This is a genomic window from Streptomyces sp. NPDC090499, from assembly GCF_044769305.1.
In the GTDB taxonomy this organism is placed as follows: domain Bacteria; phylum Actinomycetota; class Actinomycetes; order Streptomycetales; family Streptomycetaceae; genus Streptomyces.
The window spans coordinates 162,012-187,316 of record NZ_JBIVXP010000007.1 but is presented as its reverse complement, the minus strand read 5'-3'; the positions used below and the strand labels follow the sequence as shown (position 1 = coordinate 187,316).

Below are 25,305 nucleotides of genomic sequence, written 5' to 3'. Positions count from 1 at the left end.
ATGATGCCCGCATGGCAACGACGAACAACTTCGGCATCGCCCTGCGCGGCTGGCGGGAGCGCCGTTCCCCCCTGCCGAGCGGGCCGGAATCCGGCGCGGACCGGCGCATCCCCGGTCTGCGCCGCGAGGAACTGGCCAGCCTGGCCGGGCTGTCCGTCGACTACGTGGTGCGGCTCGAACAGGGCCGCGCCCGCAACCCCTCGGCCCAGGTCGTCGGCGCCCTGTCCAGGGCGCTGAGCCTGGACGCCGCGGAGCGCGACCACCTGTTCCGCTGCGCACGGCTCACCCCGCCCGCCGCCGGTGACGTGCCACGGCAGGTTCCGCCGAGGGTCCACCGGCTCGTCCGGCAGCTGGGCGACGCGCCGGTCGCGGTCTACGCCGCCGACTGGACGCTGCTGACCTGGAACCGGATGTGGGCCGCCGTCATCGGGGACCCCCGCACGTACGGCTGGGACCAGGGCAATCTCGTCGCCGGGATGTTCCGCTCCGACGGCGGCCACCGCGTCGATTCCATCGCCGCCTGGCCGGTACGGTCCTGGGCGGGCGACGAGGTCGAGGAGGAGTCCCTGGTGGCCGACCTGCGGGTCACGGCGGTCGCCCACCCCGACGACGCCCGCCTCTCCTTGCTCGTCGACCGCCTCCTGCACACCAGCCCCCGCTTCGCCCGCCTGTGGTCCAACGGCACCGCGGGCCTCCACACCGGCGACCGCAAGACCGTCGAACACCCCCTGGTCGGCGACCTGACCCTCGACCTCGACGTCCTCACGGTCCCCGGCTCCGACCTCCGCATCGTCGTCTACGCACCCGCCCCCGAGACCGACGACATCGAGAAACTGGCCGCCCTGCACAGTGCCCCGAGGCTCAAGCCACCAGCCCCGAGCCCTCTTTCCAGGGAACGGGTGGAGGGCCTCAACCCACCCTCCCACCCGGCCAGTTGACGTGACGCGTTCGAGTTGCCACGCACGGTCACGATCGTCTGGCGTGCCCCGAGGTCCAGTTCCGCGTCGCCGAGATCCGTGGCGCGATGAACCAGCGACGAGAGAGGACGCCCGCATGACCACTCCTGCGCGCACACTGCACACACCCGCCGGTGTGTACAGTTCTTCCATGGATACGTATCCGCTTGTGGAGGCCCGGAACCAGCTCGGTCAGCTCGTCGGCCGGGTCCGGCACGGCCAGGAGCACATCCTGATCACCGAGTACGGCAAGCCCGCCGCCGCGCTCATCCCCATAAGCGAGCTTGAGGAACTTCAGCGACTTCGGGACGAAGCGGATGTCGCCGAGGCACGTGCACGGGAAGCCGCTCGGTCCGGGCCCTCGATGGCGCACGACGAGTTCATGGCGCAGTTGGAGGAAGAGGACCGCCGAGAAGTCGCTTCGTGATCCGTTCGGTGGTGTGGGAACACCTCGCGATGAACGAGTTCCGACGGCTCCGAGCGATCGATCCGGTGGGCGCCAAGGCCACGGCCGCAGCGGTACGAGGTTGCTGACGAGCCTCGTCCGGAGGAGGCTCGCGCACTCGGGACATCGGGGTACTACCGCCTGCACGTCGGCACTTGGCGGGTGCTCTACCGTCCGGACGGCGAGATCGTCACGGTCTACGTGCTCAAAGTCGGTCGCGTCACCTGACCTCACGTTCACAACGCTCCGGCGGCGTTGTCAGCGCCGTATGCCACGCTGGTCCCCATGAACCACTCCCAGCTCACCGCCCTGGGCCGGGCCCTTCGCCTCCTCGGCGAGCACGGGGAGGCCCTGACCGGCGAGACGACCGACGCCAGGTTGCACGAGGTCAAGGACGACCTGCGGCGTGCGCTCGACCTGCTGGAGGAGAGCGTCAGCGGTGCCGCGCCGACGACCCGGTGCGCCGAGCATCCGCAGGGGCCCGTGGACGAGAGCGCTCCTGACCTGTGTCTGCTGTGCGAGACGCGGCGCCGGGCCGCGCGGCGGTCGGAGTACGGCGGCGGGCCCCGGCCGGTGCCGGGCGAGGCCGCGAGTCCCTCCATGTCCCGGTACGGCGTGCGGGGCGACCGGCCGCAGCCGCAGCAGCGCTGGCTGCCCGAGGCGTGGAACGGCCGGGAGTGGGAGCTGTGCGGCACCCCCCGGCGCGACCGGCAGGAGGCCGAGCTGTACCTGGCCGCCCAGCGGCGCGGGTCCCGGCCGGCGATGGCCTACCGGCTGGTCCACGAGTTCACCGACTACGAGGTGCTCCGGGTGTGGGGCACCCCGGTGCACGTGGACATCGAGCCGCTCGGCAATCTGTAGCGGCAGCGATGTGCGGCGGCAGCAATACGTCGCGGCACGTGTGGCGGCCGGTGGCACACGCCGGGTTCTCTGACTAAGGTCAGAGAATGGACGGGGCACAGATCGAGCAGGTACGGCGGTTCAACCGGACCGTCACCGAACGCGTGGGCGTGCTCCACGACCGCTACCTGGGCCGCGACCGGCCGATCGGCGAGTCCCGGCTGCTGTGGGAGATCGGCGAGCAGGGCCAGGACGTCCGGCGCCTGCGGGAACGGCTCGGGCTCGACTCCGGATACGTCAGCCGGCTGCTGCGTTCCCTGGAGGCCGCCGGGCTGGTGGCGGTGGAGCCACAGCCCCGGGACAGACGGGTACGCACGGTGCGGCTCACCGAGGAGGGCCGCGCCGAGCGCGCCCTGCTCGACGACCGCAGCGACGACCTTGCCGGTTCCCTGCTCCGGCCGCTCAACGCCGCCCAGCGCGCCCGGCTGGTCGCGGCCATGGCCGAGGTCGACCGGCTGCTGACCGCCGGGACGGTCACCCTGGATGCCGTCGACCCCGACCACCCCGACGCCCGGCACTGCCTGCTGGCCTACTTCGCCGAGCTGCAGGAGCGCTTCGACACCGGCTTCGATCCCGCCCGCAGCCTGCTGCCCGACGCGGGGGAGCTACGGCCGCCGCGCGGCCTGTTCCTGGTCGCCCGGCTGCACGGCGAACCGGTCGGCTGCGCCGGGGTGAAGCTGCCGCCCGGGGCGCCGGCCGAGATCAAGCGCATGTGGGTCGCCCCGCAGGCCCGCAGACTCGGCCTCGCCCGCCGGTTCCTGACCGAACTGGAGGCACAGGCCGCCGGGCACGGCTACGACACCCTGCGCCTGGACACCAACAAGACGCTCAGCTCCGCGATCAACCTCTACCACTCCTACGGCTTCCAGGAGGTCCCGGCCTTCAACGACGAGCCGTACGCCCACCACTGGTTCGAGAAGCGGATCACCGCACCGTCACCGGGATGACGACCGGGCCGGACCCCGCGGCCGGGGCCCTCACCCGCGCACCGGCCAGCGCTCCGGCTCCCTCCCCAGCAGCCGCAACGTCTCCTCCAGCGGTCCGGCCCCCGCGGGAACCTCCCCGGCGGGCGCGAAGGCGAACCCCGGCCCCCGCAGCGCCAGGTCCGCCGGAACGAGCCGCGCGACGGCGAGCGCCGCGCCGAGCACGTCGTCCGGCAGTTCCACCGCCACACCGAGGGCGGCGGCCACGTCCCACGCGTGCACCACGTAGTCGACGAAGTGGAAGCTGATCGCCTGCCGTCCGGGAAAGCTCCGGCCGAGCTCCGGCAGCGCGAACTCGCGCCCGGCCGCCCCCGGTTCGCCGAACGCGCCGAGCACCTCCGCCGCGGCCGCCCGGTGCAGCCGCGACGGCTCGCCCATGTCCTGCGGTTCCCGCCACCGGGCGGCATCCTCCCCGGCACCCCGTGCGGCGGCCGCGAACCCGTGGTGCTGGGCCGTCATGTGCGCCACCAGCCGGCGCACCGTCCACCCCGCACAGGGGGTGTCCCGCGCCCAGTCCTCGCCGCCCGCCAGATCCACCACCCGCACCGCCTCACGCACGGCGATCCGGTCCAACTCGACGATGTCCGCTCCGGTGTCAGTCATGACACCGATCCTAAAACTGTGCGAACGGTCGTGCTAGTTCTTTTCGCGCCGCCCGCCTTCTTCGATCCGCCTGGGTTTCAGGGGACTTGCGGTACCCGCAGCGGATCCGCCGCCACCGTCCGCAGGCGTGCCGCAATCCCCACGCGGGCCCGCCGGTAGGCGGTCTCCTCGCCGCGCAGCACCGCGACCCCGTTGGCGGCCTCCAACAACGCGATGAGTTCGAAGGCGAGCTGGGGCGCGTCGACGTCGGCCCGCAACTCACCCACGTCCCGCGCCTCGGCGACGGTGCGCTCCACGTAGGCCGACCAGTCCCGCTGGGCCCGGACCACGGCGTCGTGCACCGGCCCCGGGCGGGCGTCGAACTCGGCGATCACCTCGTAGAAGAAGCAGCCGCCCGGAAAGACCCGCCCGCGCGAGTACTCGAGCCAGGCCTCGCACAGCCGCCAGACCCGCAGGACCCCGGCGGGGTCCTGCGTCGACGGACGGATCACCCGGTCGGCGAAGACGCGTCCCGCCTCCCGCACGGTGGCAAGCTGCATCTCCTCCTTGGAGCCGAAGAGCGCGAACACTCCGCTCTTGCTGAGCCCCAGGTCCGACGCCAACCGCCCGACGGACAACGCCTCCAGCCCCTCGACGGACGCGATCTCGACGGTCCGGTCCAGCACCAGCCGACGGGTGCGGTTCCCCCGTTCGACCCGTCCGTCCGGCCTTGCCGTGGAAGTGCCCTCGCCTGTCACGCGGGGAACAGTAGCGCGCGGCCTCGGTGACCCACGGAGACCGGCCGCCGCCTCTTGACCGCCCCGGGCTTCACCGATGCCGCCATCCAGGCGCTGAACGCCCGATCCCTTCGTGCCGGGACACCGGCCCGGGTACCTGAGCGGAGACGGACACGCGGAAGGGGTTCGGCAGGATGAAGATCGATCTGACGGGACGCACGGCGCTGGTCACCGGCTCCACGCAGGGCATCGGCGCGGCGATCGCGGTCGGCCTGGCCCGAGCCGGGGCCCGGGTCGGGGTCAACGGCCGGGACGCGCGGCGCGTCGAGGAGAGCGTGGCCCGGCTCAGGGAGCAGGCGCCCGGGGCCGAACTCGTGCCGGTCGCGGCGGACGTGACCGGCGAGGAGGGGGCCCGGCGGGCGGCGGCGGCGCTGCCGCAGGTGGACATCCTCGTCAACAACCTGGGGATCTTCGGCGCCGAGGACCCCCTGCGGATCACCGACGAGGAGTGGCGGCGCTACTTCGAGGTGAACGTCCTGGCCGCGGTGCGGCTGACCCGCCTCTTCCTGCCCGGGATGACCGAACGCGGCTGGGGGCGCGTCCAGTACATCGCCAGCGACTCGGCGGTCGCGATCCCCGCGGAGATGATCCACTACGGCATGTCGAAGACCGCGCTGCTCGCGGTGGGCCGCGGTTTCGCCAAGCAGGCCGCCGGTACGGGCGTCACGGTGAACTCCGTGATCGCCGGTCCCACCCACACCGGGGGCGTCGAGGACTTCGTCCACGAACTCGTCGACCGCGACCTGCCCTGGGACGAGGCCCAGCGCGTCTTCATGCGCGAGCACCGGCCGCAGTCGCTGCTGCAGCGCCTGATCGAGCCGGAGGAGATCGCCCACATGGTCGTCTACCTCAGCTCCGACCAGGCCTCGGCCACCACCGGCGGCGCCCTGAGGGTGGACGGCGGATACATCGACTCCATCCTGCCGTGACCGGCCAGGGCCCGCTGCTCGGGCGGCCGGAGATCGACATGGTGATCCTGCCCGAGGCGGCGGACCTGAACGGGCCCGCCGACAAGGCCTGCCCCCGGTCAGCCGAGCAGTGGTGAGGGGGCGAAGTCGTATCCCTCCCACAGCTGCCTGGCCTTCTCCTCCGGGTATGCCGTCACCGTCGGTGCCGTGTCCAGGACCTGGGTGGTGCGGGCCCCAGTGTCGTAGGCCGGCCAGCCCGGGTCGCCCGTTGCCGCGAAGGACGTCCACGCGGTGCGGAAGCGGGCGGAGAGGGCCTCGGCCTCGGGGGTGACGCCCGTGCCCGCCCAGAGGAGGTTGGCGAGGTCCGCCTCGAAGGTGCCGAACAGGAGCGGGATGTCCAGGCCGTGGCAGGCGCCGAGGAGGCCGCCGTTGCCCGGGGCGCCCCAGGTCAGTTCGTAGAGGTGGGCCCGGCCGCCGCCCGCGGTCTGCGCCTCGGCCAGGCGCAGGGACGGTATGGCGAACAGCCAGTCGGTCTGCACCCGTTCGTACAGGTCGCTCGGCGAGGCGTCGGGGTGGGCCGCGCGGTAGGCGTGCTCGCCCGCCGCGCCACCCGGTGCGAACAGGCGCAGGGCGCCGGTCGCCTGCTCCTCCGTGATCTTGCCGGACATCCCGCTCATCACCAGGAACAGGCGGAACTCGTCGCGGTTGTGGCCGACGAGGAGGTCCACGTCACGGGCGGAACCGGCGGCCAGCGCCTGCCAGGGGGTGCTGGGGAGCACCTCGCCGTCGACCACCGGGGAGAACGGGGTGACCGTCGGCGCGATCTGGCCCCAGCGGTCCACGTGCTGGGGCATCTTGGCGCCGAGCGCCTGCCCGGCCTCGGTCAGCCGGCGCGGATCGGTCGTCGCCAGGTCGGCCGCCGTGGGGCGCAGGCCGGCCTCGGCGGCGAGGGCCCTGCCGATGTCCTCGGCCAGGTCGAGGGAGAAGAACGTGCCCGGGACGCTCTGCGCGATCGCCCGCCGGAACAGCCCGCGCGCCCGGGGCATCGCCAGCAGGGACGCCACCGACCCGGCGCCCGCCGACTCACCGAAGACCGTGACCCGGTCGGGGTCGCCGCCGAACGCCGCGATGTTCTCCCGCACCCACTCCAGCGCCGCCACCTGGTCCAGCAGGCCCCGGTTGGCGGGCGCCCCCTCGATCTGGGCGAAACCCTCCATGCCGACGCGGTAGTTGAGGGAGACCACGACCACGTCGCCGTCACGGGCGATGTGCTGGGCGTCGTACCCGGGGCTGCCGGAGTGGCCCAGCTTGTAGGCGCCGCCGTAGATCCACACCATCACCGGGCGGCGGGCGGCCGGGTCCGGGGCAGGTGTCCACACGTTCACCGTCAGCCAGTCGTCGCCCTCGGGGGCCTCCAGGACACCCGTGCGGCCCTGGATGCCCACGTCCTGCGGGGGCGGCGGGCCGAAGGCGTAGGCCTCACGCGTCCCCTCCCACGGTCGCGCCGGGCGCGGTGCCGCGAACCTGGCCGCTCCCACCGGGGGTTCGGCGAACGGTATCCCCCGGAAGACCGCCAGGCCGTCCTCCCGCAACCCGCGCACGGCACCGGCGGCGGTGCGCACGACGGGGCCCTCGGCAGCGGAAGCCGGCTCGCGGGACTCGGCGGACTCGTTCGTGATCATGATCGCTCGCTTTCGACGGCTGGGTGCTGCCACTTCCGACGACTGACCGCCCCGGTGTCACGGCCGGTCACCGATGAAACGTCCGGCGCCTCGCACGAGTGCCGAACACCCCTCACCCGTTGGAGTGAATCCAGACAATCCAGGTCAGCCACACCGGGCCACGAACGCCCTGGCCTCCGCCCCGTCGATCTCGTACACCGTCTCACGGGCCCGCGGATCCCGCGCAGGGAACACCTGTCCGCCCGGCCGTAACGGCAGGTGACACCGGCGGCCGTCACAAGCCGATAACGAAGTGCGCACGGCAAGTGTGCGAAGCAGCACCCCACTTGAGACGTTCCAGCAGGTCAGCGCCGCGTCCTGCGACCGCTCCCGGGACTCGTCCGCACAGGATCCTGACGTCCCATACCTCAACAGCCGGCCGACACTCGGCCGCCGACCGGAGAGCAGAGCCGTGACCAACCACCCGACCCCTGCGCCGGAACCAGCGCCGGGACCAGCGCCGATGAGCGGCCTGCTCAAGCAGTTGCGCGTGTCGCTCCTGATCACGCTCGGGGTGTCGGTCCTCTTCATGCCGCCCGACCTCCTGTACGCCCTGGTGCACGGCGACTTCCTCGCGGCCCTGGGCGACCGGGCCTCGGGGGCGGCCATCGTCTGCACCCTCGTCGCCCTCGTCCACTCCGCGATATACGGCGCGATGCGCTTCGGGCGCGCCGAGACGCGCGACGTGCGGGGCGTCCGGGCCGGGGTGGGGGTGCTGATGCTGCTCGACGTGGTCCCGCTGTTCGCGGCGGGTCACCTCGTACTGGCCCTCGTACCCCTCCTGGCCGCGGTCGGGGGCTGGGCCTTCGGGAGGCACGAGGGCGTGACGGCGGACGCCGCGCCCTACGGCGCCCTGATCTTCGGCGTCCTGTCGCTACCGGTGCAGCTGGTGGTCGCCATAGTCATGACCATCGCGGGGTGGCTGTGACCGTCTCCGCGGACACCGCCGCCATGGGGGCCACCCTGCTGGCACTCGCGGGTCTGCCCGCGGTCGGGTACGCGCTCCTCACCAGGCTCACCGGCCGGGGACGCGCGGACGCCGCCCCGTGGCGGGTTCAGGACGATCCGACGACCTGGGTCGGGGCGGGTGCGGCGGCCGTGGGCCATGTGCTGGCCGTGGCCGCCGTGACCGGGGAGTGGGGCAGGGTGCTCGGCTTTCTGTCGACGGCATACGTGGGCGGGTGCGCCGCCAGTGCGTTCGTCTACGCGTACGACACCTGGGTGCGCAAGGGCGACCAGCGCCGGCAAGCCCTGCGCCCCGCGCTCCTGCTCGTGGTGCCCTACGCGGTCGCCCTCGGGTTCTTCGGCCGCATCGCCGGCTGACCCGAGGGCGGACCGGACAGGGTCGGCTCAGGTCAGCTCAGGGTCTTGAGCGCCGCGGCGTCGTACGACGAGAGTTCGTCCGTGCGGCCGGCCAGGACCTTCGCCGCCCACTCGGGGTCCTGGAGGAGGGCGCGCCCGACGGCGACCATGTCGTACTCGTCGCGCTCCAGGCTGTCGAGGAGGTCGTCGATGCCCCTGGTCACGGAGCCCTCGCCCGCGAAGGCCTTGATGAAGTCGCCGTCCAGGCCGACCGAGCCGACGGTGATGGTGGGCCTGCCGGTGAGCTTCTTGGTCCAGCCGGCCAGGTTGAGGTCGGAGCCGTCGAACTCGGGGTGCCAGTAGCGGCGGGTGGAGGCGTGGAAGACGTCGACGCCGGCGGCGGCCAGCGGGGTGAGGATCGCCTCCAGCTCCTCGGGGGTCTCGGCGAGGCGGGCGTCGTAGTTGTCGGACTTCCACTGCGAGTAGCGGAAGATGACCGGGAACTCCGGGGAGACCGAGTCACGCACGGCGGCCACGATCTCCGCGGCGAACTTCGTCCGGGCGACCGGGTCGCCGCCGTAGGCGTCGGCGCGGCGGTTGGTGCCCGCCCACAGGAACTGGTCGAGCAGGTAGCCGTGGGCGCCGTGCAGCTCGACGCCGTCGAAGCCGATGCGCTCGGCGTCGGCCGCGGCCTCGGCGAACGCGCGGATGACGTCGTCCAGGTCCTGCGAGGTCATCGCCCTGCCCTCGCCCTCGGTGCCGTCCAGGCGGATACCGGAGGGGCCGACGGCGGGGGCGTCCGCGACCGGCGGCTGGCCCTGCTTGCGGACCATGCCGATGTGCCACAGCTGCGGGACGATCGTGCCGCCGGCCGCGTGCACGCCCTCGGCGACCTTCGCCCAGCCCGCCAGCTGCTCCTCGCCGTGGAACCGCGGGACGCGGGTGCTCTGCCCGGCCGAGTCGTGGCCGACGTACGTCCCCTCGGTGACGATCAGACCGACACCGGCGGCGGCCCGGCGCGCGTAGTACGAGACCACGTCCTCGCCGGGGACGCCGCCGGGGCTGAACTGGCGGGTCATCGGCGCCATCACGATCCGGTTGGGGACCGTGAGCCCGTTCAGGGCGATGGGACGGGAGAGGATCTCGGCCGCGCGGGAGGCGGGAGGCGTGGTGACGGTCACGTGGGGGGGCTCCTCGTGAGTAGGGCGTGACCCGGGTCGTGCGCCCAGGCCCTATACCAGTTGGTATGTGCACACGCATCGAGTGCACGTCCGTGCAAACGACCTGCCCGGCCGTACGCATTCCCGCTCCCGCGCGGATGCCGTGTGACCCGGGACACGGGCCCGCGGCCGTTCCGGCTAGCCGACGAGCAACTCCCGCCTGAGCGCGCCCAGTTCCCCGCTGTCGACGCCCAGCCCCTGCTTCAGGTAGGTGCCGAAGGAGCCGTACTTGTCCTTGACCTCGTCGAAGCCCGAGTTCAGGTACTCGGCGCGGACGTCCAGGAGCGGCTTGTAGACCTGCGCCTGGGCCGGGGTCATCGCGGCGAGCGTGGCCGCGTTGGCCGAGGCGCGGTAGGTGTTGCTGGCCAGGTAGTCCGCCATCACGGTGTCCCGGGGCACGCCGAGCGCGGTGAGCAGGGCGGCGCTTGACCAGCCGGTGCGGTCCTTGCCGGCGGTGCAGTGATAGAGGAGCCCGTGCTGACGCCCGTCGGCGACGCCGGCGAGGACGGAGGTGTAGGCGGCCCGCGCGCCGGCACCGCTGACCATGAACTTCTCGCCGTCCACCATCATCTGGACGGCGGCTTCCCCGGTCGTCGGCATGGTGGTGGTCATGGAGGATCCGGCCAGCACGTCGGCACTGTGGTATGTCACATACGACGGTACGACGTCGGGCGCCGAGGCCCGCTCGGAGGCCGTCCGCAGGTCGTAGTCGGCCCGGATGCCGAGGCGCCCGAGCTTGGCTACGTCGGCCGCGGTGAGCTTGTCCAGGGCGTCGGAGCGGTAGATCTCGCCCATCTTCACCCAGTGGCCGTCGGCGGTCCGGTAGCCGCCGGCGTCCCGGAAGTTGACCGTGCCGGACAGCTTGACCAGCCGGTCGGCGAGGTGCAGGGAGCCGCCGCGCTCGGGGACGAGGTCGAACCACTGACGGTCGGCGGCGGGCAGCCCCCGCACGGTGACGTCGCCGGTGGCGCCGCCGCGCGCGACGACCCGGCCGTGGGCGCGAACGGTCACCGAGCGGACGCCGGGCGCCTTCCACACCAGCCGGTAGGAGCCGTCGTCGCCGGCCGTCACGGTGGCCGCGGTGAAGGGGATGCGGGAGGAGTGCGACGCGTGGGCGGCCGGCGCGGCGGAGGCCGCGGGCGCGGTGAGGGTGACGGAGGCGGCGCCGAGGGCGAGGACGACGGCGGCGAGTCTGGTGTTGTTCATGAGACGGATGCTGTGTGCACTTACCGACGAACGGATGAACGGCAGATGGATGACTGAACGTGCAGAGATGGCAGTTTGTGCCATGTGCCGTCGGTCGGCCGACGCGCGGGGCGGATCAGTCGCGGGTGCCGGCCGGTGCGCCGACGACGGTGGTGAGCTGGAGTTTGGTCTCGTCCTCGCTGCCCGGCACGGCGGTCATGATGACGATCTTGAGCTCCGTGTCGCCGTCGGTCAGGACGTCGCAGTCCACCGTGACCGGACCCACCGACGGGTGGTCGACCGTCTTGCGGACCTCACGGTTCGCGGTCACCTCTCCCTTCGCCCACAACTCGGCGAACCTCTCGTTGCCTGCGTTCAGGTCGCGGACCAGCGCGGCCAGGCGACCGTCCCGGGGGAAGCGGCCGGTGGCGCGGCGCAGGTCGGAGACGAGGGCGGCGTCGGTGGTGTCGGGGTCCGTGTCGGTGACCGGCCACGGCACGAGGGGGGTGTGATCGGCACCCACCGGGAACCTCTCGCGGGCGAAGTTGCGCATCCGCGGCGGCGAGGCCAAGGGGTCGCCCAGCAGGGCGGCCCACCCGTCGTTCCACCACACCAGTTGCCAGTCCGCCGCGAACACGGCAACCGGCACGTCTCCGAGGCGGACGAGCACTCGCTGCATACCGGACGGGAGATGCTCGCAGATCGTGCCGTCCGCCGGCGGCACGATCCGGGCCAGCCGGTAGAGGTGGTCCCGCTCGGCGGTGGACAGCTGGAGGGCGCGTGCCAGGGACGCCACCACCGACGCCGAGGGTGTCGTGGCCCGGCCCTGCTCCAGACGCACGACGTAGTCGACCGACACTCCGGCCAGGTCGGCCAGTTCCTCGCGCCGCAGCCCGACAGCCCGGCGCTTGCGGACGACCGGCAGCCCGGCGGCCGACGGGGGAAGCCGGTTCCGCCACGTGCGGATCGCCGCGCCCAGCCCGGCCCCGGGGGGTGTCGTCGTCATGCTCCTCATCGTCCCGCATCCCCGATCACCTGCGGGGGCGCAAGGGTGGTACTGGTCTTCCCACCGTCGAAGCGTCCCTGGTCCGGCTCCGTCGTCCGGGCAACCATCGAAGGCATGACGATCACTTTCATCACCGGAGCCAACAAGGGCATCGGCCGCGAGACCGCCCGCCGCCTCATCGCGTGCGGTCACACCGTTCTCCTGGGAGCCCGCGACCGGGAGCGGGGTGAGGAGGCAGCCGCCGCGCTGGGCGCACGCTTCGTCCCCGTCGACGTGACCGACGACGCGTCGGTGGCCGCCGCCGCCGCGGACGTCGCCGAGCACGAGGGCAGGATCGACGTCCTGATCAACAACGCGGGGGTCCAGGGACCCTTCGGTGATCCCGGCGGCCTCACCGCCGCGGACGCCCGCGCCGTCCTCGACGTCAACGTCATCGGCGTCGTCCGCACCACCGCCGCGTTCCTGCCGCTGCTGCGCCGCTCGGACGACCCCGTGATCATCAACGTCAGCAGCGGCATGGGCTCCCTCGCCTTCACCCACGACCCCGGCCGGTCCGAGTCGCACGTCGTCGTGCCGCTGTACGCCTCCTCGAAGGCGGCGCTGACGATGTTGACCACGCAGTACGCCAAGGGGCTCAAGGGCATTCGCGTCAACGCCGCCGACCCCGGCTACACCGCGACCGACATCAACGGTCACAGCGGCTTCCAGACCCTCACCGAGGGCACGGACGCGATCGTCGCCCTCGCCACCGAGGAGCCCGGCGCCGGCACCGGACGCTTCGTCGACCGCCATGGCGAGATCGCCTGGTCCTGACACCGGCAGTCCGGAGCCTGCCGCCTCCGACCAGCGCAAGGACCTGGAGCGACCGTCACGCAGCACCTCTCCGGCTGCGGAAACGCCGAAGGGCGGCACCCCCTGTCGAACAGGGGATGCCGCCCTCGGTGCTGCGCAGGAACTGCCGAGCCGTCAGGCTCAGAAGTCCATGTCACCGCCCGGCATGCCGCCCGGAGCGGCCGCGGCGGCCTTCTCCGGCTTGTCGGCGATGACGGCCTCGGTGGTGAGGAACAGCGCGGCGATGGAGGCGGCGTTCTGCAGGGCAGAGCGGGTCACCTTCGCCGGGTCGATGATGCCCTCGGCGATCATGTCGACGTAGTCGCCGGTCGCGGCGTTCAGGCCGTGACCCGGGGTCAGGTTGCGCACCTTCTCGACCACGACGCCGCCCTCGAGGCCGGCGTTGACGGAGATCTGCTTGAGCGGGGCCTCCAGCGCGAGCTTGACGGCGGCGGCACCGGTCGCCTCGTCACCCTCCAGCTCCAGCTTCTCGAAGACCGAGGAGGCCTGCAGCAGGGCCACGCCACCACCGGCGACGATGCCCTCCTCGACGGCCGCCTTGGCGTTGCGCACGGCGTCCTCGATGCGGTGCTTGCGCTCCTTGAGCTCGACCTCGGTCGCGGCACCGGCCTTGATGACGGCGACGCCACCGGCGAGCTTGGCCAGGCGCTCCTGGAGCTTCTCGCGGTCGTAGTCCGAGTCGGACTGCTCGATCTCGGCGCGGATCTGGTTGACCCGGCCGGCGACCTGGTCCGAGGAGCCGCCACCGTCGACGATGGTGGTCTCGTCCTTGGTGATGACCACCTTGCGGGCGGTGCCCAGCAGGTCGAGCGTGGTGTTCTCCAGCTTGAGGCCGACCTCCTCGGAGATCACCTCGCCGCCGGTCAGGATGGCGATGTCGTTCAGCATCGCCTTGCGGCGGTCGCCGAAGCCCGGGGCCTTGACGGCGACGGACTTGAAGGTGCCGCGGATCTTGTTGACGACCAGGGTCGACAGGGCCTCGCCCTCGACGTCCTCGGCGATGATCAGCAGCGGCTTGCCCGACTGCATGACCTTCTCCAGGAGCGGGAGCAGGTCCTTGACGGAGCCGATCTTCGAGTTGGCGATCAGGATGTACGGGTCGTCGAGGGACGCCTCCATACGCTCCATGTCGGTGGCGAAGTACGCCGAGATGTAGCCCTTGTCGAAGCGCATACCCTCGGTGAGCTCCAGCTCCAGACCGAAGGTCTGGGACTCCTCGACGGTGATGACGCCTTCCTTGCCGACCTTGTCCATGGCCTCGGCGATGAGCTCGCCGATCTGGGTGTCGGCGGCGGAGATGGAGGCCGTGGAGGCGATCTGCTCCTTGGTCTCGACGTCCTTCGCCTGCTCGAGGAGGGCACCGGAGACCGCCTCGACGGCCTTCTCGATACCGCGCTTCAGGGCCATCGGGTTGGCACCGGCGGCCACGTTGCGCAGGCCCTCGCGGACCAGGGCCTGGGCGAGCACGGTCGCGGTGGTCGTACCGTCACCGGCGACGTCGTCCGTCTTCTTGGCGACTTCCTTGACCAGCTCGGCGCCGATCTTCTCGTACGGGTCCTCCAGCTCGATCTCCTTGGCGATGGACACACCATCGTTGGTGATCGTGGGGGCGCCCCACTTCTTCTCAAGGACGACGTTGCGGCCCTTGGGGCCGAGGGTGACCTTGACGGCGTCGGCGAGCTGGTTCATACCGCGCTCAAGGCCGCGCCGCGCCTCCTCGTCGAACGCGATGATCTTGGCCATGTGAAGTGGTCCCTCCAGGACTGGGGGTGAGTCTTCGGACCGCGCCCGCGCCCGCGACGGACGGCTCGCCGACCCGTGGGTTCCTTGCCCCACCCGGCCTGCGGGCCTCACCGACCCGGTCCTTCGTTGTCACTCTCACCTTCAGAGTGCTAACGCCAATGATTAGCACTCGGCCTAGGCGAGTGCAAGCGGCTCTCGCGGACTGGGGCCCAGGACATGAGGAGCGGAGGCCCGGAACCTGCGGGCCGGCGCCCGGGGCACGGGGGCCGGGAGCCAGGGACCTGCGGGCCGGGAGCCCGGGACATGCCGAAGGGCTCGTGCCCCGGGAGGCACGAGCCCTTCGAAGAAATACAGAAGAACGTCGCTGTCAGTCGGCGCGTGCTTCAGCTGGTCGCCAGCCGGACCATGTCCGCCTGCGGCCCCTTCTGGCCCTGCGAGATCTCGAAATCGACCCGCTGACCCTCTTCCAGGGTGCGGTAGCCGTCCATCTGAATCGCGCTGTAGTGGACGAAAACATCCGCACCACCGTCGACCGCGATGAAGCCGTACCCCTTCTCCGCGTTGAACCACTTGACGGTGCCCTGAGCCATGCCTAACTCCCCTATTACTGGCCCTTGCACAGATCCACACTTCGCGGATCCGGGTCAGACCTCACCCCCCATTGGTTGGGGGCGTGCGCCGGAACGCGTCGACCGCGGCTGAATGTATCTGTCCAACTGCCGTCTGCAACAGGTCAATCGGACGAGAATTCTGGACGGAAGGGGTCCGGAATGTAGCAAGAATTCGGCCGAATTCAGGGCAAGTCGGGCCCCATAAAGGCCACAAAAGCCGCATATAACCCGCGCACTTTGGCTACTTCTTGTCGGGCTCGCGGTATCGAATACGGGGCTCCCGACCTGGAGATCGGGACCGTGTTCCCCAACTGTACCGCGCTCAACCACACAGAATTGCCCCCTCCGCTTCTCTCACGGAGGGGGCAATCGGATGAACAGTCGGTGATCGGCGTTACCGAAGGTAATGTTCGGTCATTCGATCAGCCTGTCAAGCGGGGCCGCAGGTCAGCCTCCGGCGACGGCCGGGATGATGGAGACGCCGGCGCCGTCCGGGGTGACGGTCTCCAGGCCCTGCTCGAAGCGCACGTCGTCGTCGTTGACGTACACGTTGACGAACCGGCGCAGCTTGCCCTGGTCGTCCAGAACCCGCGCGGAGATGCCGGTGTGCTTCTTCTCCAGGTCCGAGATGACCTCGCCGAGCGTGGCCCCTTCGGCGGCGACTTCGGCCTGGCCACCGGTGTAGGTGCGCAGGATGGTGGGGATGCGAACGGTGACGCTCACGTTTTTACCTCCGGTCCGGGCAACGCCCTATTTCTCGGGGGACTCAGGCGAGCCCGGCCTCGCGGAAAGACTCCAGATTCGGGCGAATGGTCGCGGTGAGTCCGGTCCCCGCCACCGCGTCCAGCGTCTTCAGTCCATCACCGGTGTTGAGTACAACGACCGACTTCGCCGGATCAATCAACCCATTCTCAATGAGCTTTTTGGTGACTCCAACCGTCACTCCGCCGGCGGTTTCCGCGAAGATTCCCTCGGTCCGCGCGAGCAGCTTGATGGCGTCGACGACCTGCTCGTCGGTGACGTCCTCCACCGCGCCGCCGGTACGCCGCGCGATATCGAGGACGTACGGCCCGTCGGCCGGGTTGCCGATGGCCAGCGACTTGGCGATGGTGTTCGGCTTCTGCGGGCGGACCACGTCGTGGCCCTCCTTGTAGGCCACCGACACCGGCGAGCAGCCCTCGGCCTGGGCACCGAAGATCTTGTACGGCCGGTCCTCGACGAGACCGAGCTTGATCAGCTCCTGCAGCCCCTTGTCGATCTTCGTCAGCTGCGATCCCGAGGCGATCGGGACGACCAGCTGGTCCGGGATCCGCCAGCCGAGCTGCTCGCAGATCTCGTACGCCAGGGTCTTGGAACCCTCCGCGTAGTACGGCCGCAGGTTGACGTTGACGAAGCCCCAGCCCTCGCCGGCCGGGTCACCGATCAGCTCGGAGCAGAAACGGTTCACGTCGTCGTAGTTGCCCTCGATGCCGACGAGCTCGCCGCCGTAGATCGCGGCCATGACGACCTTGCCCTGCTCCAGGTCGTGCGGGATGAAGACGCAGGAGCGGAAGCCAGCGCGGGCGGCGGCGGCGCCGACCGCGCCGGCCAGGTTGCCGGTGGAGGAGCAGGAGAGGGTGGTGTAGCCGAAGGCGCGGGCGGCCTCGACGGCCTGGGCGACGACGCGGTCCTTGAAGGAGTGCGTCGGGTTGCCGGAGTCGTCCTTCACGTACAGCCCGCCGGTCACCCCGAGCTCGCGGGCCAGGTTGTCGGCCTGGACGAGCTTGGTCCAGCCGGGGTTGATGTTCGGCTTGGTCGCCACGTCCGCGGGGACGGGCAGCAGCGGCGCGTAGCGCCAGATGTTCGCGGGACCCGCTTCGATCGTCTTGCGGAGTTCCTCGGTGTCGTAGGCCGAGAAGTCGTACGCGATCTCCAGCGGGCCGAAACACTCCTCGCAGGCGAAGACCGGGCCGAGCGGCACCCGGTGACCGCACTCGCGGCAGCTCAGGGCGGCGGCGGGACCAAGGTCGACGGTGGAATCCGTGGTGCTTGCAACAGTCTGCACAGCCATGTGAGGCGAGGCCCTTTCTCCTCATCTTCCTCACGACGCATCTCGCCGTGAGACGGATTTGGCACCTTCCCTAGCCGGGAGCCTCGCGGCGATCGACAGTGATCTACGAGTACCGACTGGAGGGTTGCCGGGGCTTCATCGGGCCGTTTCCCTCTGCCCCTCTGGATGAGCGGTATGTAGTTGTCAACGCCGGGTGACCCCAGGACATGCGATGGTCATCGGCGTTGTTCAAGACTGTAACCGAAGGCCAGGACAGTTGAGAGAGTCGTCCGAACCGCGAGATGGATCACACCTCGTCGTGTGACCGTGACAGTGAGGAGCCGCTGACCGTGCTGGAAGAAGCCGAGCGCTGGCTGGCCACCCGCTCCTGGTCCGTAACCGACCGCCCCCTGCACAAGATCATGGCAGCCAAACGGTCCTCCGGGCAGACGGTCAGCGTCGTGCTGCCCGCGCTCAACGAGGAGGAGACCGTCGGCGACATCGTCGCGATCATCCGCCACGACCTCATGCAGCAGGTGCCGCTCGTCGACGAGATCGTGGTCGTCGACTCCGGCTCCACCGACCGCACGGCGGCCGTCGCCGCGGCCGCCGGCGCCCGCGTGGTGCACCGCGACGCGATCCTGCCCCGCATCCCCGCCGTCCCCGGCAAGGGCGAGGTCCTCTGGCGCTCCCTCCTGGTCACCACCGGGGACATCGTCTGTTTCATCGACGCCGACCTGCGGGAGTTCTCCTCCGACTTCGTCACCGGCATCGTCGGCCCGCTCCTCACCGAACCGGGCGTGGACCTCGTCAAGGCGATGTACGACCGCCCGCTCGGCGGCGCCGCCGGGCAGGGCGGCCGGGTCACCGAGCTGATGGCCCGCCCGCTGCTGAACATGCACTGGCCGCAGCTGGCCGGTTTCGTCCAGCCGCTCGGCGGCGAGTACGCGGCCCGCCGCTCGCTGCTGGAACAGCTCCCGTTCCCGGTCGGCTACGGCGTGGAGCTGGGCATGCTGGTCGACGCCCTGCACCTGGTGGGGCTCGACGCCCTCGCCCAGGTCGACGTCGGCGTCCGCAAGCACCGCCACCAGGACGGCCAGGCCCTCGGCCGGATGTCCGCCGCGATCTACCGCACGGCCCAGCTCCGGCTGGCCCGCGGCCACCTGATCCGGCCCGCCCTCACCCAGTTCGAACGGGGCGAGGACGGCTTCGAGCCCCGCACGTACTCCGTGGACACCGAGGAACGCCCGCCGATGGTGGAGATCACGGAGTACGCCGAGCGCAAGGTGGCGTGAGTGCGGGGTCCGCGTGCGTGGCGTGAGTTCGCCGTACGGCCGTATACGGCGGCGCGTCGGGCGCGGCCGTACGTTTGAGCGTTTACGGGCCGGGCTAGGTTGAGGCGTATGGCTTCCCCCATGGCTTCCACCGGCGGTGCCGAGGTGCTGGTCGCGTCCAATCGCGGCCCGGTCTCGTACGACCTGCGCGAAGACGGTTCGCTGCACGCCAAACGGGGCGGCGGCGGGCTGGTCTCGGGCCTGTCGGCGATCGGGCCGGACGCGAACGCGGTCTGGGTGTGCGCCGCGCTCGGCGACGGCGACCGGGAGGCGGTGCGGCGGGCCGAGGGCGGCCGGCTGCCGGCCGGGGACACCGGCGGGCAGCAGGTCCGCATGCTCGACATCGACGCGGACGTATTCGCCGACGCGTACAACGGCATCGCCAACTCGGTGCTCTGGTTCGTCCACCACATGCTCTACCAGACCCCGCTGGAACCGGTCTTCGACGCGGAGTTCCGGCGGCAGTGGGGGTCGTACCAGGCCTACAACCGCGCCTTCGCGGAAGCGCTGGCGCAGGAGGCGGGCCAGGGGGCGGTGGTGGTCATCCAGGACTACCACCTCGCGCTCGCGCCGCGCATGCTCCGGCAGCTCCGCCCGGACCTGCGCATCGGCCACTTCTCCCACACCCCGTGGGCGCCGCCGGACTACTTCCGGCTCCTCCCCGACGACATCGCGGCGGAGCTGCTCGGCGGGATCCTGGGCGCCGACCACGCGGCGTTCCTGACGCGGCGGTGGGCGGACGCGTTCACGGACTGCTGCCATGCGGTGCTGGGGCCGGGGATCCCCTCCTCGGACACCCGGATCGGGGTGCACGGGCTGGGCGCCGACGCGGACTTCCTGCGGAAGCGGTCGCACGAGCCGGACGTGGACGAGCGGATGCGGGCGCTGCGGGCGGAGATCGGCGGCGAGGGGCGTAGGACGATCGTCCGGGTCGACCGGACGGAGCTGTCGAAGAACATCGTGCGGGGGCTGCTGGCGTACCGGCAGCTGCTCGACGGCCACCCCGAGTGGCGGGAGCGGGTGGTGCATGTCGCGTTCGCGTATCCGTCGCGGCAGGACCTGTCCGTGTACCGCGACTACACGGCGGAGGTGCAGCGGGTCGCGGACGAGATCAACTCGGCCTACGGGACGGCGGGTTGGACGCCAGTCGTGCTGCACGTCAAGGACGACTTCGCGCGCTCGCTGGCGGCGTACCGGCTGGCCGACGTGGCGCTGGTGAACCCGATCCGGGACGGCATGAACCTGGTGGCGAAGGAGATCCCGGTGGTGTCGGACGAGGGGTGCGTGCTCGTGCTGTCGCGGGAGGCCGGGGCGTACGAGGAGCTGGGCGAGGACGCGGTGGTGGTGAACCCCTATGACATCGGGGGGACGGCGGAGGCCCTGCACCGGGCGTTGACGATGCCGGTGGAGGAGCGCACGGAGCGCTGCAAGCGGCTGGCCGCGGGAGCCACCGCGCTGCCGCCCGCGCAGTGGTTCCTGGATCAGCTGGGGGCGCTGGGCGGCTGAGTTCTCCGCCGCCGCAGTCCTGGGGCCGGAGCGCTCACCGGCTCCGCTGCCCGGCGCCGCCACGTCCCATGCGTTCACTATAACGAACGATGGGTTCACCATTCCGAGTGAGTTCGTTATAGTGAACGCATGGTTCATTCAGCTGAGATCGTTCAGGTGGCCGCACAGGTCGGCACCTACCTCGACGACACCTACCTGGAACAGGTGGACACCCGGGTGATCGCCGTCGGCGAGCAGAACGGAACGCCGTGGGCGGCCGTCGAGCACTGCCTGTTCCATCCGCAGGGCGGCGGCCAGCCCGCCGACCGGGGCCTGCTGGACGACACGGAGATCGTCCCCGTACGGGACCGCGAGTCGGGGCTGGTCGTCGCCGTCGCGCCCGAGGGCGGCACGCTGCCGTCCCTCGCCGTGGGCCGGCGGGTCCGGGCGCGGATCGACATGGACGCCCGGACGGCACACGCCGCGCTGCACACGGCCGGGCACCTGGTCGAGGCCGCCGGGCGGACGCAGGGGTGGGAGATGGTCGCGAGCAACCACTTCCCCGGCCAGGCCCGGATCGAGTTCCGGACGCCGCAGCCGGACACCCGGCTGGCCGATCCCGAGGGACGGGAGGAGGCGACCGCCGCGCTGCGGGCCGCCGTCGCCACCGCGATCGCCGACGACCTGCCCGTCCTCGCGCGCCACGAGGGCGAGGGACGGCGCGTGGTGCACCTGGGCACCCTGCACCACGCGCCGTGCGGAGGCACGCACGTGCGCAGCCTCGGCGATCTCGCCGAGGTGGTCCTGCCGACGCTGAAGGTGAAGAAGGGCCGCGTCCGCGTGTCCTACACCGCGACCCACAGGAGCCGCTGATGACGCCCCCGCCGTCCGGCCGGCAGCCGGTGAGCAGTACCGCGGCCGCGGTCGGCGCGAAGATCCGGCTGCGCCGCCAGCAGCGCGGCATGAGCGCCGCCGAGATGGCCCGGCGCGCCGGGCTGAGCAAGGCCACGCTGTCGCAGCTGGAGGCCGGCAACGGCAATCCGACCATCGACACCCTGGACGCGATCGCGATCGCCCTGCGCATTCCGATCGCCGACCTGCTGGCACGCGACGCCGACACCGGGCCGGTCTTCCGTCCGGCCACGCCCGCGGAACCGGGCGAGGTCTCCCGGGAACTGCTGCGCCGGATCAGCAGCGGCAACAGCCTGGAGATCTGGCGGCTGCGCATCCCGCCCGAGACGGAGCTGGCAGGCGTCCCGCACGCCACCGGCACGATCGAGCACCTGCTCGTCGCCACCGGGTACGTCACCGCAGGCCCCGTCGACGCCCCGCAGGACCTGGGCCCCGGCGACATGCTCGCCTTCGCCGGGGACGCCCCGCACTTCTACCGCACCGGCGCCGAGGAAGTGGACATCACCGTCGTCTTCGCCTCCCCCATCAGCAGCTGAGCCCGAGGAAAACCCGTCATGAGCCCCACCGCCACCACCCCCTCCGCCCTCGTCACCACCCCCTCCGGCCGCGCCTTCATCAGCGACAACATGGCCGGGGCCGCCCCGCAGATAGTCCGGGCCGTCGCCGACGCGGCCGTCGGCCAGGTCCTGCCCTACGGCAACGACCCCGTCACCGACAGCGCCCGCCGCAGGCTCGGGGAGATCTTCGAACGGGACGTCGACGTCTTCCCCGTCTCCACCGGATCCGCCGCCAACGCCCTGAGCCTGGCCGCCCTCACCCCGCCCTGGGGCAGCGTGCTCTCGCACCCCGACAGCCACATCAACCACGACGAGTGCGGCGCCCCGGAGTTCTTCACCAACGGCGCCAAACTCGTCGGCGTGCCCGGCCCCGACGGCAAGATCGACCCCGACGCACTCCGGCGGGCGGTGCGCCGCCGGGCCGGTGACGTGCACAGCGTGCAGCCGTCCGTGGTGAGCATCAGCCAGGCCACCGAGAGCGGCAGCGTCCACACCCTCGATGAGATCCGCCGGCTGTCCGCCATCGCCAAGGACGCGGGGCTGCGCGTCCACATGGACGGCGCCCGCTTCGCCAACGCCCTGGCCCACACCGGCGCCACCCCCGCCGAGATGACCTGGCGGGCCGGCATCGACGTGCTGTCCTTCGGCGCCACCAAGAACGGCGCGATGACCGCCGACGCCGTCGTCTCCTTCGACCCCGCGCTCGCCACCGAGCTCGCCTTCCGCACCAAGCGGGCCGGCCAGCTCACGTCGAAGATGCGCTTCCAGTCGGCCCAGCTCGACGCCTACCTCACCGACGGCCTGTGGCTGCGCAACGCCCGCCGGGCCAACGCCATGGCCGCCCGGCTCGGCGAGGGCCTCAAGGCCGTCCCCGGCACCGGTCCGCTGGCCGCGCCCCAGGCCAACATCGTCTTCTGCCGCCTCCCCCGGCACGTCACCGAAGGACTCCTCGCCGAGGGCTACGCCTTCTACCACGACCGCTGGGAACCGGGCGTAGTCCGCTTCGTCACCGCGTTCTCCCACACGCCCGAAGACATCGACCAGCTCGTCGACGCGGTCCACCGCCACACCGCCTGAAGGACCGGAGACGGGGGCCTACGGGGCACTCAGGGCGGCAAGACTCCTCAGCAGTCGTACGACGCCCTCCGGGCCTTCCACCACCAGGTCGGAGCGGTCCGCCAGCTCCGTGACCTCCTCGCTGCCGCTGCAGACCAGCAGGCCGGGGACGCCCTCCTCGCGGAGCTTCTCCACGGCGGCGAAGGCGGGGATGTCGCCGAGGTCGTCGCCGGCGTAGAGGACCGCGCCGGCGTCGATGTGCCGTGCGTATTCGCGCAGGGCCACGCCCTTGTCCGTGCCCGGGGGGCGGAGTTCCAGGACCAGGCGGCCCGGTTCGACGATCAGGGCGTGCTGGGTGGCGAGGTCGGTCAGGGGGGCGCGGAGGGTTTCGAAGGTGGCCTGGGGGTCGGCGGCGCGCCGGGTGTGGACCGCGATCGCCCGGCCCTTCTCCTCGATCCAGGTGCCCTCCGCGGCTCCGGCGCGGTCGAGGAGGGCGGGGAGTTCGGCGCGGACGGCGGCGATGCCGGGGTGCGGGGGCGGTGCGGTGAGCTCGCCGGTCGCCGCGTCCCAGCGTTCGGCGCCGTAGTGGCCGAGGACGACGAGGTGTTCCAGGCCGGGCACGCCCGCGAAACCGCCGTAGCGGACGGCCACCTCGGCCGGGCGGCCGGTGACGACGGCGACGGCGGCCACCTTGGGGGCGAGCGCGGCCAGCACCGGCACGGCGTCCGGATGCGCCCGCGCCTGCTCCGGGTCGGCGACGATCGGCGCGAGCGTCCCGTCGAAGTCGAGTCCGACGAGGGCGGAGCCGGGCCGCGCGAGGAGCGCGGCAAGACCGTCCCGCCCGGCCGGGGTCCGCGGCGTCGGAAGGGGTTCCGTGATGTGGGTTCCCATGCGCCGACACTATCCGAGCAACGCCCCGAGCAGCGCCCCGTAAGGGGCGCGGGGAACTGCGCGAGAAGCCCCACCGGCCCGCAGGTCACATCCAGACCAAATCCCCCAATGGGGGCCGAAGGGGGCGCAGCCCCCTGGAGGACGGGACGGGTAGGGGCGGCGGGGGCGCAGATCCCCGCCTCAGCGCTCCGAGCGCCGCGCGTCCCGCACCCTCCGCAGCCTGTTCACCGTCACCGGGTCGTGGGCCAAGGCCCGCTCGTCGTCCAGCAGGGCGTTCAGGAGCTGGTAGTAGCGCACCGGAGCCAGGTCCAGTTCCTCGCGTATCGCGCGTTCCTTCGCGCCGGGGCCGGTGAAGCCCCGGCGTTCGAGGGCGAGGATGGCCTGCTCGCGCGCGCCCAGTTCGTGCCGGTCCATGGCGAGAACCGTAACGCTCAGCGGGTCCCGCTCGTACGGCTGTCGGCCGTCGCCGCCTCGGCCTGGATCCGGGTGAGGACGCGCGTCGGGTCGCCGGTCGGGCTCACCGCCGTACCGATCTGCTTCTTGATGTCGGCGCTGATCGCGGCCCAGGAGGTCTTGCCCGCCGGGTAGAGCTCCGATGTGGGCAGCTGCTCCAGGAAGGGGCGCAGCTGCTTGTCCTCGGCCTGCGTGGAGTCGGTCATCGTCTGGGACGCGGACGTGGTGACGGGCAGCAGGCCGTACTCGCGGGAGAAGGAGAGGACGTTCTTCTCGCTGTAGACGTAGTTCAGGAAGTCGCCGACCTGCTCGGCGTGGCCGTTCTGCTTGAACGCGGCCATCCAGTCGGCGACGCCCATGGACGCGGTGGTGGTGCTCTGCCCGGCGCGGGCCGGCATCGGGACCGCGCCGAACTTCACGCCCTTCTTCTCGGCCTGCTTGATCAGCGTGGGGTGGCCGTTGAGCATGCCGACCTGGCCATCGGCGAAGGCGGTGAACGCGGCCGCGCGGTTCAGCCTGCCGGGGGCCACCGGGCCGGTCAGGCCCTTGCCGACCAGCTCGTCCTTGAGCCAGGTGAGGGTGTCGATGTTCTGCGAGGAGTCGATCGTGTAGGTGCCGGTGTCGTCGGTGTAGCCGCTGCCGCCGCTGAGCAGCCACTGCATGGTCTCCGCCTGCGCCTCCTCGGGGCCGAGCGGCAGGGCGTACGGGTACTTCACCCCGTCCGCCTTCAGTGCCTTCGCGTCGGCTTCGAGCTCGTTCCAGGTGGTGGGCGGGGTGCTGATGCCGGCCTGGGAGAAGAGGGTCTTGTTGTAGAAGAGGACGCGCGTGGAGGCGGCGAAGGGTATGCCGTACTGCGCGTGGTTCCACTGGCCCGCCTCGGCGAGCTGGGAGGGGAAGTCGGCCTGGACCGGGATGGAGAGCAGGTCTCCGGCCTCGTACAGCTTGCCGGCGGCCGCGTAGTCGGCGTACGCGCCGATCTGCGCCAGGTCGGGGGCGTCGCCGGCGTCGACCATGTCCTTGACCTTGCGGTCGACGTCGTTCCACGAGTAGACGGTGACGTCGACCTTCACGTCGGAGTGCTGGGCCTCGTAGGCCTTGGCCAGCTTGTCCCAGTACTTCTGGGAGCTGTTGGCGGCGGAGTCCCCGTAGTCGGCGGCGACGAGTCTAAGGGTGACGTCCGAGGATCCCGTCGTCCCACACCCACCGAGGACCGCCGTCATGCCCGTTGCGGACACCACCGCGATCATTCCTGCCCTACGCCGCCGCACGTGTACTACCCCTGTTTCTTACTGTCTCGCCGTTCAATATGTGGACCTATAAGGTCTACACCACGCAAGTGGACTAGACCTCTTGCGGGTCGACGGGCCACACTGTTCC

At 71.4% G+C, this 25,305-nt stretch carries 27 protein-coding genes and 1 riboswitch; of the genes, 14 read left to right on the top strand and 13 right to left on the bottom strand.

Going from position 1 to position 25,305, the window contains the following annotated elements; translation table 11 throughout:
* Positions 1 to 11: 11 nt before the first annotated feature.
* The 5 genes from ACIQVL_RS26165 (at position 12) to ACIQVL_RS26145 (ending at position 3,248) form a co-directional block, all read left to right on the top strand.
* Positions 12 to 938, top strand: a complete 927-nt coding sequence (locus tag ACIQVL_RS26165; RefSeq protein WP_403476483.1) for a helix-turn-helix domain-containing protein — start codon at positions 12 to 14, stop codon at positions 936 to 938.
* 115 nt (positions 939 to 1,053) lie between these two features.
* Positions 1,054 to 1,383, top strand: a complete 330-nt coding sequence (locus ACIQVL_RS26160; protein ID WP_403476482.1) for a type II toxin-antitoxin system Phd/YefM family antitoxin — start codon at positions 1,054 to 1,056, stop codon at positions 1,381 to 1,383.
* Between the two features lie 60 nt (positions 1,384 to 1,443).
* The gene (locus tag ACIQVL_RS26155) at positions 1,444 to 1,629 is read left to right on the top strand and encodes a type II toxin-antitoxin system RelE/ParE family toxin (RefSeq protein ID WP_403476621.1); all 186 of its coding nucleotides are present in this window, start codon (positions 1,444 to 1,446) and stop codon (positions 1,627 to 1,629) included.
* Between the two features lie 57 nt (positions 1,630 to 1,686).
* Complete coding sequence (locus ACIQVL_RS26150; RefSeq protein ID WP_403426689.1) at positions 1,687 to 2,262, top strand: hypothetical protein; 576 nt, start codon at positions 1,687 to 1,689, stop codon at positions 2,260 to 2,262.
* An 86-nt stretch (positions 2,263 to 2,348) separates the two neighbouring features.
* Positions 2,349 to 3,248 (top strand): GNAT family N-acetyltransferase, encoded by a 900-nt coding sequence (locus ACIQVL_RS26145; RefSeq protein WP_403476481.1) that lies wholly within the window; start codon positions 2,349 to 2,351, stop codon positions 3,246 to 3,248.
* 30 nt (positions 3,249 to 3,278) lie between these two features.
* On the opposite strand, the gene ACIQVL_RS26140 is transcribed toward ACIQVL_RS26145, so the two are convergent.
* Together ACIQVL_RS26140 and ACIQVL_RS26135 are read right to left on the bottom strand one after the other, a co-directional pair.
* Positions 3,279 to 3,887: a TIGR03086 family metal-binding protein gene (locus tag ACIQVL_RS26140; protein WP_403476480.1), complete on the bottom strand. Its 609-nt coding sequence runs from the start codon at positions 3,885 to 3,887 to the stop codon at positions 3,279 to 3,281.
* Positions 3,888 to 3,964: 77 nt separating this feature from the next.
* Positions 3,965 to 4,624, bottom strand: a complete 660-nt coding sequence (locus ACIQVL_RS26135) for a TetR/AcrR family transcriptional regulator (protein ID WP_403476479.1) — start codon at positions 4,622 to 4,624, stop codon at positions 3,965 to 3,967.
* A 173-nt stretch (positions 4,625 to 4,797) separates the two neighbouring features.
* Between ACIQVL_RS26135 and ACIQVL_RS26130 the strand changes: the two genes are divergently transcribed.
* Positions 4,798 to 5,592 carry an SDR family NAD(P)-dependent oxidoreductase gene (locus ACIQVL_RS26130; protein WP_403476478.1) on the top strand — a complete coding sequence of 265 codons (795 nt, stop codon included), beginning with the start codon at positions 4,798 to 4,800 and terminating at the stop codon, positions 5,590 to 5,592.
* A 98-nt stretch (positions 5,593 to 5,690) separates the two neighbouring features.
* On the opposite strand, the gene ACIQVL_RS26125 is transcribed toward ACIQVL_RS26130, so the two are convergent.
* A complete protein-coding gene (locus ACIQVL_RS26125; protein ID WP_403426680.1) occupies positions 5,691 to 7,253 on the bottom strand; it encodes a carboxylesterase/lipase family protein in 1,563 nt (520 codons plus the stop codon).
* A gap of 502 nt (positions 7,254 to 7,755) precedes the next feature.
* On the opposite strand from ACIQVL_RS26125, the gene ACIQVL_RS26120 reads away from it, so the two are divergent.
* Together ACIQVL_RS26120 and ACIQVL_RS26115 are read left to right on the top strand one after the other, a co-directional pair.
* Positions 7,756 to 8,220, top strand: coding sequence for a hypothetical protein (locus ACIQVL_RS26120; protein ID WP_403476477.1), 465 nt, complete (start codon positions 7,756 to 7,758; stop codon positions 8,218 to 8,220).
* The gene (locus tag ACIQVL_RS26115) at positions 8,211 to 8,615 is read left to right on the top strand and encodes a hypothetical protein (protein WP_403426676.1); all 405 of its coding nucleotides are present in this window, start codon (positions 8,211 to 8,213) and stop codon (positions 8,613 to 8,615) included. The genes ACIQVL_RS26120 and ACIQVL_RS26115 overlap by 10 nt, the downstream gene beginning before the upstream one ends.
* Positions 8,616 to 8,647: 32 nt before the next feature.
* Here ACIQVL_RS26115 and ACIQVL_RS26110 read toward each other — a convergent pair whose 3' ends face one another.
* From ACIQVL_RS26110 to ACIQVL_RS26100, 3 genes are all read right to left on the bottom strand, one after another.
* Positions 8,648 to 9,775, bottom strand: a complete 1,128-nt coding sequence (locus ACIQVL_RS26110; RefSeq protein ID WP_403476476.1) for an NADH:flavin oxidoreductase — start codon at positions 9,773 to 9,775, stop codon at positions 8,648 to 8,650.
* Between the two features lie 177 nt (positions 9,776 to 9,952).
* Complete coding sequence (locus ACIQVL_RS26105) at positions 9,953 to 11,020, bottom strand: tyrosine-protein phosphatase (RefSeq protein ID WP_403476475.1); 1,068 nt, start codon at positions 11,018 to 11,020, stop codon at positions 9,953 to 9,955.
* Between the two features lie 115 nt (positions 11,021 to 11,135).
* Positions 11,136 to 12,014 (bottom strand): helix-turn-helix transcriptional regulator, encoded by an 879-nt coding sequence (locus ACIQVL_RS26100; protein ID WP_403426671.1) that lies wholly within the window; start codon positions 12,012 to 12,014, stop codon positions 11,136 to 11,138.
* A gap of 105 nt (positions 12,015 to 12,119) precedes the next feature.
* On the opposite strand from ACIQVL_RS26100, the gene ACIQVL_RS26095 reads away from it, so the two are divergent.
* Positions 12,120 to 12,818, top strand: a complete 699-nt coding sequence (locus ACIQVL_RS26095) for an SDR family NAD(P)-dependent oxidoreductase (protein WP_403426670.1) — start codon at positions 12,120 to 12,122, stop codon at positions 12,816 to 12,818.
* A 159-nt stretch (positions 12,819 to 12,977) separates the two neighbouring features.
* Here the strand turns inward: ACIQVL_RS26095 and groL are convergent, their stop codons facing one another.
* From groL to thrC, 4 genes are all read right to left on the bottom strand, one after another.
* Positions 12,978 to 14,600, bottom strand: a complete 1,623-nt coding sequence (gene groL, locus ACIQVL_RS26090) for a chaperonin GroEL (protein WP_403426668.1) — start codon at positions 14,598 to 14,600, stop codon at positions 12,978 to 12,980.
* Between the two features lie 383 nt (positions 14,601 to 14,983).
* Entirely contained in the window at positions 14,984 to 15,190 is a 207-nt protein-coding gene (locus ACIQVL_RS26085; RefSeq protein ID WP_019057200.1) for a cold-shock protein, read from the bottom strand.
* Between the two features lie 468 nt (positions 15,191 to 15,658).
* Complete coding sequence (locus tag ACIQVL_RS26080; RefSeq protein ID WP_351703111.1) at positions 15,659 to 15,934, bottom strand: MoaD/ThiS family protein; 276 nt, start codon at positions 15,932 to 15,934, stop codon at positions 15,659 to 15,661.
* A 43-nt stretch (positions 15,935 to 15,977) separates the two neighbouring features.
* Positions 15,978 to 17,261: a threonine synthase gene (thrC, locus tag ACIQVL_RS26075; RefSeq protein ID WP_403426666.1), complete on the bottom strand. Its 1,284-nt coding sequence runs from the start codon at positions 17,259 to 17,261 to the stop codon at positions 15,978 to 15,980.
* A gap of 18 nt (positions 17,262 to 17,279) precedes the next feature.
* Positions 17,280 to 17,433, bottom strand: a riboswitch (SAM riboswitch).
* Positions 17,434 to 17,590: 157 nt separating this feature from the next.
* On the opposite strand from thrC, the gene ACIQVL_RS26070 reads away from it, so the two are divergent.
* The 5 genes from ACIQVL_RS26070 (at position 17,591) to ACIQVL_RS26050 (ending at position 22,605) form a co-directional block, all read left to right on the top strand.
* Positions 17,591 to 18,535: a glucosyl-3-phosphoglycerate synthase gene (locus ACIQVL_RS26070; protein WP_403426664.1), complete on the top strand. Its 945-nt coding sequence runs from the start codon at positions 17,591 to 17,593 to the stop codon at positions 18,533 to 18,535.
* 120 nt (positions 18,536 to 18,655) lie between these two features.
* Complete coding sequence (locus ACIQVL_RS26065; protein ID WP_403426662.1) at positions 18,656 to 20,080, top strand: trehalose-6-phosphate synthase; 1,425 nt, start codon at positions 18,656 to 18,658, stop codon at positions 20,078 to 20,080.
* Between the two features lie 129 nt (positions 20,081 to 20,209).
* The gene (locus tag ACIQVL_RS26060) at positions 20,210 to 20,932 is read left to right on the top strand and encodes a metal-dependent hydrolase (RefSeq protein ID WP_403476474.1); all 723 of its coding nucleotides are present in this window, start codon (positions 20,210 to 20,212) and stop codon (positions 20,930 to 20,932) included.
* The gene (locus ACIQVL_RS26055; RefSeq protein ID WP_403426657.1) at positions 20,932 to 21,507 is read left to right on the top strand and encodes a helix-turn-helix domain-containing protein; all 576 of its coding nucleotides are present in this window, start codon (positions 20,932 to 20,934) and stop codon (positions 21,505 to 21,507) included. The genes ACIQVL_RS26060 and ACIQVL_RS26055 overlap by 1 nt, the downstream gene beginning before the upstream one ends.
* Positions 21,508 to 21,525: 18 nt before the next feature.
* Positions 21,526 to 22,605 (top strand): threonine aldolase family protein, encoded by a 1,080-nt coding sequence (locus tag ACIQVL_RS26050; RefSeq protein WP_403426656.1) that lies wholly within the window; start codon positions 21,526 to 21,528, stop codon positions 22,603 to 22,605.
* An 18-nt stretch (positions 22,606 to 22,623) separates the two neighbouring features.
* Here ACIQVL_RS26050 and otsB read toward each other — a convergent pair whose 3' ends face one another.
* The 3 genes from otsB to ACIQVL_RS26035 form a co-directional block, all read right to left on the bottom strand.
* Positions 22,624 to 23,475, bottom strand: a complete 852-nt coding sequence (gene otsB / locus ACIQVL_RS26045; RefSeq protein ID WP_403426654.1) for a trehalose-phosphatase — start codon at positions 23,473 to 23,475, stop codon at positions 22,624 to 22,626.
* A gap of 180 nt (positions 23,476 to 23,655) precedes the next feature.
* Positions 23,656 to 23,889, bottom strand: a complete 234-nt coding sequence (locus tag ACIQVL_RS26040; RefSeq protein ID WP_403426652.1) for a DUF3263 domain-containing protein — start codon at positions 23,887 to 23,889, stop codon at positions 23,656 to 23,658.
* A 17-nt stretch (positions 23,890 to 23,906) separates the two neighbouring features.
* Positions 23,907 to 25,175, bottom strand: a complete 1,269-nt coding sequence (locus ACIQVL_RS26035; RefSeq protein WP_403476473.1) for an extracellular solute-binding protein — start codon at positions 25,173 to 25,175, stop codon at positions 23,907 to 23,909.
* Between the last annotated feature and the right edge of the window lie 130 nt (positions 25,176 to 25,305).

What these genes read in the sequence shown, in the direction of transcription:
- ACIQVL_RS26165 (WP_403476483.1), top strand. Translation starts at nt 12, where the DNA reads ATGGCAACGACGAACAACTTCGGCATCGCCCTGCGCGGCTGGCGGGAG.
- ACIQVL_RS26160 (WP_403476482.1), top strand. Translation starts at nt 1,054, where the DNA reads ATGACCACTCCTGCGCGCACACTGCACACACCCGCCGGTGTGTACAGT.
- ACIQVL_RS26150 (WP_403426689.1), top strand. Translation starts at nt 1,687, where the DNA reads ATGAACCACTCCCAGCTCACCGCCCTGGGCCGGGCCCTTCGCCTCCTC.
- ACIQVL_RS26145 (WP_403476481.1), top strand. Translation starts at nt 2,349, where the DNA reads ATGGACGGGGCACAGATCGAGCAGGTACGGCGGTTCAACCGGACCGTC.
- ACIQVL_RS26140 (WP_403476480.1), bottom strand. Translation starts at nt 3,887, where the DNA reads ATGACTGACACCGGAGCGGACATCGTCGAGTTGGACCGGATCGCCGTG.
- ACIQVL_RS26130 (WP_403476478.1), top strand. Translation starts at nt 4,798, where the DNA reads ATGAAGATCGATCTGACGGGACGCACGGCGCTGGTCACCGGCTCCACG.
- ACIQVL_RS26125 (WP_403426680.1), bottom strand. Translation starts at nt 7,253, where the DNA reads ATGATCACGAACGAGTCCGCCGAGTCCCGCGAGCCGGCTTCCGCTGCC.
- ACIQVL_RS26120 (WP_403476477.1), top strand. Translation starts at nt 7,756, where the DNA reads ATGAGCGGCCTGCTCAAGCAGTTGCGCGTGTCGCTCCTGATCACGCTC.
- ACIQVL_RS26105 (WP_403476475.1), bottom strand. Translation starts at nt 11,020, where the DNA reads ATGAACAACACCAGACTCGCCGCCGTCGTCCTCGCCCTCGGCGCCGCC.
- ACIQVL_RS26100 (WP_403426671.1), bottom strand. Translation starts at nt 12,014, where the DNA reads ATGAGGAGCATGACGACGACACCCCCCGGGGCCGGGCTGGGCGCGGCG.
- ACIQVL_RS26095 (WP_403426670.1), top strand. Translation starts at nt 12,120, where the DNA reads ATGACGATCACTTTCATCACCGGAGCCAACAAGGGCATCGGCCGCGAG.
- groL (WP_403426668.1), bottom strand. Translation starts at nt 14,600, where the DNA reads ATGGCCAAGATCATCGCGTTCGACGAGGAGGCGCGGCGCGGCCTTGAG.
- ACIQVL_RS26085 (WP_019057200.1), bottom strand. Translation starts at nt 15,190, where the DNA reads ATGGCTCAGGGCACCGTCAAGTGGTTCAACGCGGAGAAGGGGTACGGC.
- thrC (WP_403426666.1), bottom strand. Translation starts at nt 17,261, where the DNA reads ATGGCTGTGCAGACTGTTGCAAGCACCACGGATTCCACCGTCGACCTT.
- ACIQVL_RS26065 (WP_403426662.1), top strand. Translation starts at nt 18,656, where the DNA reads ATGGCTTCCACCGGCGGTGCCGAGGTGCTGGTCGCGTCCAATCGCGGC.
- ACIQVL_RS26060 (WP_403476474.1), top strand. Translation starts at nt 20,210, where the DNA reads ATGGTTCATTCAGCTGAGATCGTTCAGGTGGCCGCACAGGTCGGCACC.
- ACIQVL_RS26055 (WP_403426657.1), top strand. Translation starts at nt 20,932, where the DNA reads ATGACGCCCCCGCCGTCCGGCCGGCAGCCGGTGAGCAGTACCGCGGCC.
- ACIQVL_RS26050 (WP_403426656.1), top strand. Translation starts at nt 21,526, where the DNA reads ATGAGCCCCACCGCCACCACCCCCTCCGCCCTCGTCACCACCCCCTCC.
- otsB (WP_403426654.1), bottom strand. Translation starts at nt 23,475, where the DNA reads ATGGGAACCCACATCACGGAACCCCTTCCGACGCCGCGGACCCCGGCC.
- ACIQVL_RS26040 (WP_403426652.1), bottom strand. Translation starts at nt 23,889, where the DNA reads ATGGACCGGCACGAACTGGGCGCGCGCGAGCAGGCCATCCTCGCCCTC.
- ACIQVL_RS26035 (WP_403476473.1), bottom strand. Translation starts at nt 25,175, where the DNA reads ATGATCGCGGTGGTGTCCGCAACGGGCATGACGGCGGTCCTCGGTGGG.